This window comes from Sphingopyxis sp. LC363, from assembly GCF_000756385.1.
Classification (GTDB): domain Bacteria; phylum Pseudomonadota; class Alphaproteobacteria; order Sphingomonadales; family Sphingomonadaceae; genus Sphingopyxis.
Genome location: NZ_JNFC01000010.1, coordinates 65,341 through 78,013 on the forward strand (window position 1 = coordinate 65,341; position 12,673 = coordinate 78,013).

Sequence of the window (12,673 nt, forward strand, 5' to 3'; positions counted from 1 at the left end):
GGGCGACGGAGGTTTACTGGTCCAGAAACGACCGCATTTTCCGCGACCGCGACGGGTGCTTGAGCTTCCTCAGCGCCTTCGCCTCGATCTGGCGGATGCGTTCGCGCGTCACGCTGAACTGCTGGCCGACTTCCTCGAGCGTATGGTCGGTGTTCATCCCGATGCCGAAGCGCATGCGCAGCACGCGTTCCTCGCGCGGGGTCAGCGACGCCAACACCCGCGTCACCGTTTCCTTGAGATTCGACTGCACCGCGGCGTCGACCGGGATGACGGCGTTCTTGTCCTCGATGAAATCGCCGAGGTGGCTGTCTTCCTCGTCGCCGATCGGCGTTTCGAGGCTGATCGGCTCCTTGGCGATCTTCATCACCTTGCGGACCTTTTCGAGCGGCATCGACAGGCGCTCGGCCATTTCCTCCGGCGTCGGTTCGCGGCCGCTCTCGTGGAGGAACTGGCGGCTGCAGCGCACCAGCTTGTTGATCGTCTCGATCATGTGGACCGGGATACGGATCGTGCGCGCCTGGTCGGCGATCGAGCGGGTGATCGCCTGCCGGATCCACCAGGTCGCATAGGTCGAGAATTTATAGCCGCGGCGGTACTCGAACTTGTCGACCGCCTTCATCAGGCCGATATTGCCTTCCTGGATCAGGTCGAGGAACTGCAAGCCGCGGTTCGTATATTTCTTCGCGATCGAGATCACGAGGCGCAAATTCGCCTCGACCATTTCCTTCTTGGCGATGCGCGCTTCGCGCTCCCCCTTCTGGACCATGTTCACGACGCGGCGGAATTCGGTCAGGCTCATGCCCGCCGCCTGCGCGATTTCGCTGATCTCGATGCGGATGCGGTCGACCGCGCCCGCTTCATTCTCGGCGAAGGCGGCCCATTTCTTGTCGATGCCGCTGACGCTATCGAGCCAATTCTCTTCGAGCTCGCGCCCGACATAATTGTCGAGGAACGACTTGCGCGGCACCTTGTGGCGCTCGGCGAGGCGCAGCATCTGGCCGCCGAGCGCGGTCAGGCGGCGGTTGTAGCTGTAGAGCTGGTCGACGAGATATTCGATCTTGGTGCCGTGGAATTGCACGCTCTCGACCTGCGCGGTGAGTTCCTCGCGCAGCTTGTGATATTTCTTTTCCGACGCCGCGGGGAATTCCTCGCCGCCTGAAAGCGATTCGAGACGCGCTTCCTGCAGCTTCGAGAAGGCCTTGAAGCTCTTGGTGATGTTCGCGAATTTTTCGAGCGCGTCGGGCTTCAAAAGCTCTTCCATCGCGGCGAGGCTGAGCGTGTTGTCTTCCTCATCCTCTTCGAAGCTCTCGCGCTTGCCCGACGAGCCTTCGCCATTCTCGTCGTCGCCGTCGGCCGAAGGTTCTTCCTCAACCTCGTCCTCGTCCTTGAACGAGACGCCGGCGGTCTTTTCGCTGATCTCGCCGTCGTCCTCAGCGCCCTCTTCCTCGAGATTCTCGGGCGCGGGGTCCTTCGACAGCATCGCCTCCAGATCGACGATCTCGCGCAGCTGCATGTCGCCATTGTTCAGTGCGGTCGACCAGTCGATGATCGCGTTGAAGGTTAGCGGGCTTTCGCAGAGCCCGAGGATCATCGTGTCGCGGCCCGCCTCGATGCGCTTCGCGATCGCGATTTCGCCCTCGCGGCTCAAAAGCTCGACCGCGCCCATTTCGCGCAGGTACATGCGAACGGGATCGTCGGTGCGATCGACCGTTTCCTTTTTCTTCTCGATCGCGGGGTTCGACACCGAACCCGTGCCGGCGGACACATCGACCTCGTCGTCGACCTCCTGCTCGGCCTCTTCCTGCACATCCTCGTCGCTCTCGACGATGTTGATGCCCATGTCGGAAATCGCCGACATGATGTCCTCGATCTGCTCCGAAGACATCTGGTCCTGCGGCAGCGCTTCATTGAGCTCGTCATAGGTCAGGTAACCGCGCTTCTTGCCGCGCGCGATCAGCTTTTTGACGTCGGCCTCGTTGAGGTCGATCAGCGGGGCGTCGGTGTCGGCTTCGGAGTTTTTGGTGGCCATATTTGTTCCTGCCTATGGGGCATTTGCTGGTCGTTACTGGCTGCTGTTTTCGGACAGCGCGGCCAGACGGCGGGTCAGTTCTTTGTCCATGGCGTACAGCTTTTGCTGCCGCGCGAATCCTTCATCATCCATCGTACGCTGGAAATCCGCGGTCGCCTGTGCCAGCCGCTCGCGGATTTCGGGCTGGGTGACCAGCACGCCGATATATTCGTCGAGGTCGCGCAGCGCGGTTTCGCGCGCCGCATCGGCCTCGTCGCCTTCAAGCCGTCGATTGAACGAGAAGTGCATTCCGTCGGCTCTGAGCAATGTCGTCGCCCTATTATACACTTTCATCGGCTCCAATATGGCAAGCAACCCCTCGCAATCAAGCCCTTCGCGGCACATTGCGCTGTCAAGCATTACGCCGAGCAGTTCGGCGTCGCTCGGATCGCTCACCGGCAGGCGGGTGAGCGCCTCCTCGTTGCGTCTCAGCGCGTCGGGATAGCGCAGCAATCCGCCGATCAGGGCAGCGATGTAAGGCGCCGAAATTCCGGCTTGTCCGATGGAACGCGTTTCGTCGGCTGGAGGTTGCAGCCGCGGGTCGGGGGCGAAGCGGCGTCCCCCTCCGCCAAATCCGCCGCGCGGCGCGTTCGGCGTCCACGGCTGGCGCGGTCCGCGCTCGGGCGTTTTGCGCGCGAACAGCGCATCGAGCCGCTCGCGGAACGCCTCTCGATAATGATGGCGGACGTCGGCATCCTCGATCGCGTCGGCGTGGGCGAGTAGGCGCGATTTGAGTGCGGCGCGCTCCTCGGGCGTCGTCAGCGGGCCGGACGCAACCTCGTGCGCCCACAGGCGCTCGACGAGCGGCTGCGCGCCCTCGAGGATTTCGGTGAAGCCGGTGGCGCCGCGCGCGCGAACGATATCGTCGGGGTCCTGCCCGGCGGGCAGGGTCGCGAAGGACAGGCTGAAACCGGGACGCAGCAACGGAAGCGCGCGGATCGCGGCGCGCATCGCGGCCTTTTGTCCCGCGCTGTCGCCGTCGAAGCAGAGGATGGGCACGGGCACCATGCGCCAGATCATCCCGAGCTGATTCTCGGTGAGCGCGGTACCGAGCGGCGCCACGGCATCGGCGATCCCCGCCTCGGCGAGCGCGACGACGTCCATATAGCCTTCGACGACGATGATCCGGTTCGTCTGGCGCGAGGCGGGGCTCGCCTTGTCGAGATTGTAGAGCGTGCGCCCCTTGTCGAAGAGCGGCGTGTCGGGCGAGTTCAGATATTTGGGCTCGCCATCGCCGAGGATGCGGCCCCCGAAGGCTATGACCCGCCCGCGTGCGTCGCGGATCGGGATCATCAGCCGGCCGCGGAAGCGGTCGTACGGCTCCTTGTCGTCGACCGCGATCAGCATCCCCGCCTCGACGAGCATCGCTGTCGGGAATTTCTTGAGCGCTTCCTTCAATGCGTTGCGGCTTTCGGGCGCAAGGCCGAAACCGAACGCCTTGCGCGTCGCCTCCGAAATACTGCGCTTCGCCAGATATTCGCGCGCCGGCGCGCCGTTGCTGCTGCCGAGTTGCTGGGTGAACCAGTCGGCCGCCGCCTGCGTCACGTCGCGGAGGCTCGCCTGTTCCTCGGCCTTTTTCGCCGCGCGCGGGTCGGGGGCGGGGACCTCCATCCCGGCCTCGGCGGCGAGTTCCTTGACCGCGTCCATGAAACTGAGGCCGCGCTGGTCGGTCATCCAGCGGATCGCGTCGCCATGCGCCGAGCAGCCGAAACAGTGGTAGAAGCCCTTTTCGTCGTTGATCGTGAAGCTCGGCGTCTTCTCGTTATGGAAGGGGCAGCAGGCCTTATACTCGCGCCCCGCGCGCGTCACCTTCACCGTCCGCCCGATGAGGGTCGACAGCGTGACGCGCGATCGCAGTTCGTCCAGCCATTGCGGGGTGAGGGTCATGGTTGCGCCATGCCCACCCGTGTCACGAGGCACGTGACTCGCGACACCCCCTCACGCAAGCGGGAGGGGAGAAGAGCCGCGTTCGAGTTCATCTATCCCCCTCCCGCTTGCGGGAGGGGTTAGGGGAGGGCAGCAGAGCAAGCGCGCGTTCGATCTCGCTCACGACGCCTTCGATGTTCGCCATCACGTCACAGTTCGTGAAACGAAGGACTCGAAACCCGTTTTCTACAAGCCAATGGTCTCGGCGCTGGTCATGGGCTTGCCGCATGTCGTGCGAATATCCATCGAGTTCGATAATCAATTGCGCTTCCCGGCAAAGAAAGTCGGCGAAATAAGGTCCGACAGGCATCTGTCGGCTGAATTTCCAGCCGCCGATTTTTCTACCGGACAAGCAGCGCCATAGAGTCCGCTCGGCGGGAGACGCAGCATTGCGCAACTCCTTCGCGCGCGGCGTGTCGCGGGGCTGAAATTGTCCGTCCATCATAGGGCGGTATGCCCACCCCCGACCCCTCCCGCAAGCGGGAGGGGGGAAGCAATGTCGCGCCCTCCTTGTCCCCCTCCCGCTTGCGGGAGGGGTTAGGGGTGGGCAGCGCCGCTAGCGGATCAGCTCAGCGCCGCCTTCACCCAGCCGCTCGCCTTGCTCATATCAAGCTGCGAACCCAACCGGTCCTTCACCGCGGCCATCACCTTGCCCATATCCCTGAGGCTCTCCGCCCCAAGCTCGACCACGATCGCCTTGATCGCCGCCATCGCTTCATCGTCGGAAAGCTGCGCGGGCAGGAAATCCTCGATCACCGCGACCTCGGCCGCCTCGATGTCGGCGAGCTCCTGCCGTCCGCCCTGTTCGTACATGGTGATCGATTCGCGGCGCTGCTTGACCATCTTCTGCAGCACGTCGGTGACGAGCACATCGTCGTCGGCCGGCGCGGTGCCGGTGCGCAGCTCGATGTCCTTGTCCTTGATCTTGGCCAGCATCAGCCGGATGGTGCCCAGACGCGCCTTGTCGCCGCTCTTCATCGCCGCGACCTGCGCAGCCTTGATGTCGTCACGAATCATGCGTGTCCCCATGCGCTGCAAATTTCGGAAAGACCCTCCCTAGCGGGAAGATTCCAAATCCGATAGCTTGTGAATCACTTTTTTGCCGCCTACTTGGTCGGCCGTTTAGCCCCCCGTCCGGAGCATGTTGAATGGCACCTGCCAACCCCTCTGCCGCGCCCAAAAGTCAGCCCAACGGCGCGACTGGCGTCCTTGTCCTTGCCGATGGCACGATCCTGTGGGGCGTCGGCTATGGCGCGAGTGGCGCCGCTGTGGGCGAGATTTGTTTCAATACGTCGATGACGGGCTATCAGGAAATCCTGACCGACCCGAGCTATGCGGGGCAGATCGTCACCTTCACCTTCCCGCACATCGGCAATGTCGGCGCGAACCCCGAGGATATGGAACGCGGCGTGCACGGCGCGCTCGGCGCGATCACGCGCGAGCTGCCGACGCAGCCGAGCAATTTCCGCAGCGTGCAGACGCTCCCCGAATGGATGACCGAACAGGGCGTGATCGGACTTGCGGGCATCGACACGCGCGCGCTGACGCGCCGCATCCGCGACGCGGGCGCACCGAACGGCGTGATCGCGCACAGCCCCGAGGGTCAGTTCGACATCGATGAACTGCTCGCCATGGCGCGCGGCTGGTCGGGACTGGAAGGGCTGGACCTCGCGAAGGCGGTGAGCCGCACCGACACGGGCGACTGGGACGCGGGGACGTGGGAATTGGGCAAGGGCTACCAGTCCCCCTCCCGCTTGCGGGAGGGGCTAGGGGAGGGCATGTCGACCTCCGCCTCGACCGAAACAAGCCCTTCCCCGACCCCTCCCGCAAGCGTGAGGGGGGATGATAGGCCGCATGTCGTCGCGATCGACTATGGCGCGAAGGACAATATCTTCCGCAACCTCGTAAAGGCCGGCGCGCGCGTCACCGTGGTGCCGGCGACCGCGACCCTCGACGAAGTGCTCAGCCATCAGCCCGACGGCGTGTTCCTCTCGAACGGCCCCGGCGACCCCGCGGCGACGGGCGACTATGCGGTGCCGGTGATCCAGGGGCTGCTCGAACGTGACGTGCCGATCTTCGGCATCTGCCTTGGCCACCAGATGCTCGGGTTGGCTGCGGGCGCGAAAACCGTGAAGATGCACCAGGGCCATCGCGGCGCGAACCATCCGGTCCAGCGCGCGGAAGACGGCGTGGTCGAGATCACCAGCATGAACCACGGCTTCGCGGTCGACGCCACGACCTTGCCCGCTGGCGTCGTCGAGACGCACAAGAGCCTGTTCGACGGATCGAACTGCGGCATCGCGATCACGGGCAAGAAGGCGTTCAGCGTGCAATATCACCCCGAGGCGAGCCCGGGGCCGCAGGACAGCTTCTATCTGTTCGAGAAGTTTGTGGGTGGATTGAAGTGATAAAACGGGCGCTCCCAATAGCCCTGTTCATCTCCCTACTAACGGGGTGCTCGTCCGTTCCAGCAGAGGGTGAGACGGCAAAAGTCGAGTCGGCACTTGCCGAACTCGGAAAGCAATGCGGCGTTGCATCGGACGTGCTCAAACTTGGTTCTGACGGGTTGGTCAGCTTCCGACCCTCACCGAGCGAGAAATATGAACGAGTCGATTGTGTCGCTCGAGGACTGAAGAAGCCGGAATTCGCAAATCATGTAAAAATTGGCTTCGTCAGCGGTGAAGCACCTGCCCAAGAAGAACAGAAATAATGCCCAAAAGAACCGACATCCAATCCATCCTCGTCATCGGCGCCGGCCCGATCGTTATCGGTCAGGCGTGCGAGTTCGACTATTCGGGGACGCAGGCGATCAAGGCGCTGAAGGAGGAGGGCTATCGCATCGTCCTCGTCAACTCCAACCCGGCGACGATCATGACCGATCCCGACCTCGCCGACGCGACCTATGTCGAGCCGATCACGCCCGAGATCGTCGCGAAGATCATCGCAAAGGAGACCGCCGCGTTTCCGGGTGGTTGGGCGGTGCTGCCGACGATGGGCGGGCAGACCGCGCTCAACACCGCGCTCGCGCTCGCGCAGGACGGCACGCTCGCCAAGTACGGCGTCGAGATGATCGGCGCCGATGCCGAAGCGATCGACAAGGCCGAGGATCGGCAGAAGTTCCGCGACGCGATGGACAAGATCGGGCTCGAAAGCGCGCGCAGCGGCGTCGCACACACGCTCGACGAGGCGTTCGCGGTGCTCGAACGCACCGGGCTGCCGTCGATCATCCGTCCGTCGTTCACGCTCGGCGGCACCGGCGGCGGCATCGCCTATAACCGCGAGGAGTTCGAACATATCGTCCGCGGCGGCCTGATCGCCTCGCCGACCACCGAAGTCCTGATCGAGGAATCGCTCCTCGGCTGGAAAGAATATGAGATGGAGGTGGTGCGCGACCGCAAGGACAATTGCATCATCATCTGCTCGATCGAAAATGTCGATCCGATGGGCGTCCATACCGGCGACAGCATCACGGTCGCGCCCGCGCTGACGCTGACCGACAAGGAATATCAGATCATGCGCAACGCGAGCATCGCGGTGCTGCGCGAGATCGGCGTCGAGACGGGCGGGTCGAACGTGCAGTTCGCGGTCAATCCGAAGGACGGCCGCCTGATCGTGATCGAGATGAACCCGCGCGTGTCGCGCTCGTCGGCGCTTGCGTCGAAGGCGACGGGCTTCCCGATCGCCAAGGTCGCGGCGAAGCTCGCGGTCGGCTACACGCTCGACGAGATCATGAACGACATAACCGGGGTGACCCCGGCGTCGTTCGAACCGACGATCGATTATGTCGTCACCAAAATCCCGCGTTTCGCTTTCGAAAAGTTCAAGGGTGCCGAGGCGACGCTGTCGACCGCGATGAAGTCGGTCGGTGAGGTCATGGCGATCGGCCGCACGATCCATGAGTCTTTGCAGAAAGCGCTGCGCGGCTTGGAGACGGGGCTTTCGGGCTTCAATTTCGTCGACCGCCTCAAGGGCGCGAGCCACGACCAGCTGCGTAACGAGCTGGCGCAGCGCACCCCCGACCGGCTGCTCAACACGGCGCAGGCGATCCGCGAAGGGCTGCCGCTCGCCGAGATCAACCGCGTCGCGGGTTACGATATGTGGTTCCTCGAACGCATCGCCGAGATCGTCGCCGCCGAACAGGATGTGTGCGAAAACGGCCTGCCGCGCGATGCCGAGGGCTTGCGCAAACTCAAAGCCATGGGCTTCTCCGACAAGCGCCTCGCCTATCTCGCGCTCCAGTCGGCGAACCTTCGCCCCGGATCGCGGCAGGCGACCGCGCGCGGCAGCGGCCTGATTCACGAAGCGGTGAAGGCGATGACCGGCGGCGTGACCGAGGCCGAAGTGCGTAGCCTTCGCCACAAGCTCGGCGTGCGCCCGGTGTTCAAGACGATCGACACCTGCGCGGCGGAGTTTCAGGCGCAGACGCCCTATCTCTATTCGACCTATGAAGCGCCGACGTTCGGCGAGCCCGAGAATGAGGCGAACCCGTCGGATCGCAAGAAGGTCGTCATCCTCGGCGGCGGTCCGAACCGGATCGGGCAGGGGATCGAGTTCGACTATTGCTGCTGCCACGCCTGCTTCGCGCTCGAAGAGGCGGGTTACGAGACGATCATGGTCAACTGCAACCCGGAGACTGTGTCGACCGACTATGACACGTCGGACCGCCTCTATTTCGAGCCGCTGACCGCCGAAGACGTGCTCGAGATCCTGCATGTCGAAATGTCGAAGGGCGAACTCGTCGGCGTGATCGTGCAGTTCGGCGGGCAGACGCCGCTCAAGCTGGCGCAGGCGCTGGCGGAGGCGGGGATCCCGATCCTCGGCACATCGCCCGACGCGATCGACCTTGCCGAAGACCGCGAGCGTTTCGCGGCGCTCGTCAACAAGCTCGGCCTCAAGCAGCCTGAGAATGGCATCGCGCGCAGCCGCGAGGAAGCCGTCGCGGTCGCGGCGCGCATCGGTTATCCGGTGCTGACGCGTCCCTCCTATGTGCTCGGCGGCCGCGCGATGGAAATCGTCGACGATCAGGCGCAGCTCGAAAATTATATCGAGACCGCGGTGCAGGTGTCGGGGGACTCGCCCGTCCTGATCGACCGCTACCTGCGCGACGCGATCGAGGTCGATGTCGATGCTTTGTGTGACGGCACCGACGTAGTCGTCGCGGGCGTGCTCCAGCATATCGAGGAAGCCGGCGTCCATTCGGGTGACAGCGCCTGCTCGATCCCGCCCTACAGCCTGTCGGCCGGGATCGTCGCCGAGATCGAACGGCAGGCCGACGCGCTGGCGCGCGCGCTCGAAGTCCGCGGCCTGATGAACATCCAGTTCGCGGTCAAGGATGACGAGGTCTATCTGATCGAGGTCAACCCGCGCGCGAGCCGCACCGTGCCTTTCGTCGCCAAGGCGGTGGGCTCGCCGATCGCCAAGATCGCGGCGCGGGTGATGGCGGGCGAAAAGCTCGCCGACCTGCCCAAGATCAACCGCGACATCGATCATGTCGCGGTGAAGGAAGCGGTCTTCCCCTTCGCGCGTTTCCCCGGCACCGATCCGGTGCTGTCGCCTGAGATGAAGTCCACCGGCGAAGTCATGGGAATCGATCGCGATTTCAACCTCGCTTTCGCCAAGGCGCAGCTCGGCGCGGGCGACCGCCTGCCGACCGACGGCCGCGTGTTCGTGTCGGTCAAGGACAGCGACAAGCCGCGTATCGTCGGCGCGGTGAGGCAACTCGCCGACTGGGGCTGGAAAGTCATCGCGACCGGCGGCACCGCCGACTATCTCGCGGGGCAGGGGATCGACATCGAGCGCGTCAACAAGGTCGCCGAAGGGCGCCCGCATATCGTCGACCGGATCAAGGACGGCGACATCCAGCTGATCTTCAACACGACCGAAGGCTGGCAGAGCTTGCAGGATTCGCAATCGATCCGCGCGTCGGCGCTGGCGGCCGACATCGCCTATTATACGACGGCGGCGGCGAGCGATGCGGCGACGCAGGCGATCGGGGCGCTCCGCGCGCATAGTCTTGAAGTGAAGCCGCTTCAGGACTATTATTGAAGGACCGCTCCACCCCCCGACATTGACGGAACAGCGGCGCAGCCGCCCGGCGAAGTTTCGCTGGCGCTGGATTATTGACGAAGGACAACAGGATAATGGCAAGCGTTGAAAAGGTGCCGATGCTGGCAGAGGGCTATGAGAAGCTGACCGCGCAACTCGCGACCCTCAAAGCCGAGCGACCGCTGATCGTCGATGCGATCGAGGAAGCGCGCGCGCATGGCGACCTCAGCGAAAATGCCGAATATCACGCCGCCAAGGAACGCCAGGGCCAGGTCGAAGCCACGATCGGCGACCTTGAGGACAAGCTTTCGCGCGCGCAGGTGATCGACCCGACGACGCTGTCGGGCGACCGCATCGTGTTCGGCGCGACCGTCACCCTCGCCGACGAGGACGACAAGCCGGTGAAGTACCAGATCGTCGGGCAGGCCGAGGCCGACGCCAAGGACGGCAAGATCAGCTATAATTCGCCGCTCGGCCGCGCGCTGATCGGCCGCCGCGTCGACGACGAGGTCGAAGTCACCGTGCCCGCGGGCGACAAATATTATCTGGTGACCAAGATCGAATTCATCTGACGAGGGCTGCGAGGATGAAGCCGCAGGACGCGCCGCTGGTTACGGGCTATGCGCTCGCCTGTGTCGTCATCTTCGTGCTTGTGTGGATTACCGGCTTTCAACTCGACGCGATCGTACGCGCGGGGTTTATCCCCGCGCGTTTCGGAAACGAGCTGATCTTGCCGCCGGGGACGATGGTGCCCTTTGTGCTGACGCCGCTGTCGTCGGCCTTTCTGCACGGCGGGGTGCTGCACATCGTCTTCAACATGCTCGTGCTCCTCTTCATCGGCCGCCAGCTGGAGGCGCCGCTCGGCACCAAGGCGATGGCGGTGCTGCTGCTCGCCGGCGCCTATGGCGGCGCGCTCGCCCAATATCTCGCCGATCCCGCCTCGGCAGTGCCGATGATCGGGGCGAGCGGCGCGATTTCGGCGCTGATCGCGGTTTTTGCGCTGATCTTCAGCCGCACGCAGACGCCCGCCATCGGTCCGATCCCCGGCCATTGGGTGCGTGCCTTGTGGCTCGCCGCGGCGTGGATCGGGCTGCAGCTGCTGTTGGGTTTTGCCGGGGGTGGCGGATTCGGCGCGGTCGCGATCTGGGCGCATGTCGGCGGCTTCCTCGCTGGGCTGTTCCTTGCGCGCCCGCTTTTGAGATGGCGCTTCGGGGCGCGGTAGGCGCTCACTTTTGCGGAAATAACGGCTTTGGGGGTGGGGAGCTGCCGTTGCGGCAATTTAGCCCCTCCCCTTCAGGGGAGGGGCTTTCTTCTCTCAACGGCGGCTTCCGGTCGGGAGCGGCTATCCCGCCAGCAACCCACCCGCGAGCAGCATCGCGACGCGCACATCGACCCCGCAGCCTTCGGCGCGTTTCGCCGCGACGAAATCGCCGACGCCGGCCAGCGGCACGCGGTGGACGACGATATCCTCGCCATCGACCCCGCCGCCCGCGCTCACCTTGGTCAGCCCCGTGGCGACCAGCAGCGTGAAGCTTTCGCTGACCATCCCGGGCGAGCTGTAGAACTCGCCGACGGTGCGCCAGTGCGCGGCGCGATAGCCCGTTTCCTCCTCGAGCTCGCGCTCCGCCGCGATCTCGGACGCTTCGCCCGCCATGTCGTCGCCGACCAGCCCCGCAGGGAGTTCGAGGCAGTTGATCTTCAGCGGCACGCGATATTGCTCGACGAGAATGACGTGGCGGCCGTCCGCGTCCTCGTCGATCGCGAGGATCACCGCGGCGTGGATGCCGCGCGATCGCGCGACATATTCCCACGTCCCCTGCTGCTTGACCGTGATGAAGCGGCCTTCCCACCGCGTTTCGATGGGGGTGTCGGGGCCGGGGCGGCTCATGATATTTCCTTTAGAGTTCGATCAGGCGGTCGGGGAGTTCGTTCGGATTTTCACTGCCGCGCGGGAAATGTTCGGCGAGCACGACGCCCATCTGACGCACCGCCTCGGCCATGCCTTCGCCCGGCTTGCCCGCGCGCACGCGCTCGATCAGCGCGGCCATCGCATCGCCCCACACGCCGGGCTTAACCTTCGCGGCGATCGCCTCGTCGGCGACGATGTCGGCGCGATGCTCTTTCAGGCTCAAATAGAGGAGCACGCCCGTGCGGCCCGTGGTCTTGCCCTCGGTCCCCACCTTGAACAGGTCGATCGCGCGGGCGCGCACACGCTCGGCCTTGATGCTGCGCGGGGTCAGCGCCATGCGCAGCGGTCGCCATAGCAGGATCAGCCACACGCCGATCCATTTGAGGACGCCGAACGTGATCACCATCCCCAGCCATTGATTGGCCGTGAGTTCATGGCCCCAGCCGTCAGTCAGCCGGTCGTACAGGCCGCGATAGAATTCGGGGAAGAGCGCGACGATCGACATGGCGAGGAAGGCAATGATGCTGGCCCAGACGAGCGCGACATCGTCATAGTCATTGGATTTTCCGGCGACGACGGTGACGATCTCGCCGCTCGTATGCGCCTCGGCCGTGGCGACCGCGGCGGTGACGATATCATGGTCGGCTTCGCTGACATGGCTGACTTTCATAGGTCCGCTCCCTTACCAGCCGCCCGAGGCGCCGCCGCGGTCGCCACGGCCGAGG

The 12,673-nt window shown here is 64.6% G+C and carries 10 protein-coding genes; 4 read left to right on the plus strand and 6 right to left on the minus strand.

The genetic code is table 11. From position 1 onward, the window contains the following. Positions 1–13 precede the first annotated feature (13 nt). From rpoD to FG95_RS05070, 4 genes are all read right to left on the minus strand, one after another. On the minus strand, positions 14–2,029 hold the full coding sequence (rpoD, locus tag FG95_RS05055; protein ID WP_037554361.1) for an RNA polymerase sigma factor RpoD: 2,016 nt from the start codon (positions 2,027–2,029) through the stop codon (positions 14–16). A gap of 33 nt (positions 2,030–2,062) precedes the next feature. Then, on the minus strand, positions 2,063–3,955 hold the full coding sequence (dnaG, locus tag FG95_RS05060) for a DNA primase (RefSeq protein WP_037554362.1): 1,893 nt from the start codon (positions 3,953–3,955) through the stop codon (positions 2,063–2,065). A gap of 88 nt (positions 3,956–4,043) precedes the next feature. Next, entirely contained in the window at positions 4,044–4,439 is a 396-nt protein-coding gene (locus FG95_RS05065) for an endonuclease domain-containing protein (protein ID WP_052182110.1), read from the minus strand. A gap of 119 nt (positions 4,440–4,558) precedes the next feature. Further along, entirely contained in the window at positions 4,559–5,011 is a 453-nt protein-coding gene (locus tag FG95_RS05070; protein WP_037554363.1) for a GatB/YqeY domain-containing protein, read from the minus strand. A gap of 131 nt (positions 5,012–5,142) precedes the next feature. Between FG95_RS05070 and carA the strand changes: the two genes are divergently transcribed. From carA to FG95_RS05090, 4 genes are all read left to right on the plus strand, one after another. Further along, a complete protein-coding gene (gene carA, locus FG95_RS05075; RefSeq protein WP_037554364.1) occupies positions 5,143–6,402 on the plus strand; it encodes a glutamine-hydrolyzing carbamoyl-phosphate synthase small subunit in 1,260 nt (419 codons plus the stop codon). A 301-nt stretch (positions 6,403–6,703) separates the two neighbouring features. Continuing rightward, positions 6,704–10,039 carry a carbamoyl-phosphate synthase large subunit gene (gene carB / locus FG95_RS05080; RefSeq protein ID WP_037554365.1) on the plus strand — a complete coding sequence of 1,112 codons (3,336 nt, stop codon included), beginning with the start codon at positions 6,704–6,706 and terminating at the stop codon, positions 10,037–10,039. Positions 10,040–10,134: 95 nt separating this feature from the next. After that, the gene (greA, locus tag FG95_RS05085; protein ID WP_037554366.1) at positions 10,135–10,611 is read left to right on the plus strand and encodes a transcription elongation factor GreA; all 477 of its coding nucleotides are present in this window, start codon (positions 10,135–10,137) and stop codon (positions 10,609–10,611) included. Between the two features lie 14 nt (positions 10,612–10,625). Continuing rightward, the gene (locus FG95_RS05090) at positions 10,626–11,261 is read left to right on the plus strand and encodes a rhomboid family intramembrane serine protease (RefSeq protein ID WP_052182111.1); all 636 of its coding nucleotides are present in this window, start codon (positions 10,626–10,628) and stop codon (positions 11,259–11,261) included. Between the two features lie 120 nt (positions 11,262–11,381). On the opposite strand, the gene FG95_RS05095 is transcribed toward FG95_RS05090, so the two are convergent. Both FG95_RS05095 and FG95_RS05100 read right to left on the minus strand, forming a co-directional pair. Then, positions 11,382–11,927: an NUDIX hydrolase gene (locus FG95_RS05095; RefSeq protein WP_037554367.1), complete on the minus strand. Its 546-nt coding sequence runs from the start codon at positions 11,925–11,927 to the stop codon at positions 11,382–11,384. A gap of 10 nt (positions 11,928–11,937) precedes the next feature. Beyond that, entirely contained in the window at positions 11,938–12,618 is a 681-nt protein-coding gene (locus FG95_RS05100) for a TPM domain-containing protein (protein WP_037554368.1), read from the minus strand. Positions 12,619–12,673 lie beyond the last annotated feature (55 nt).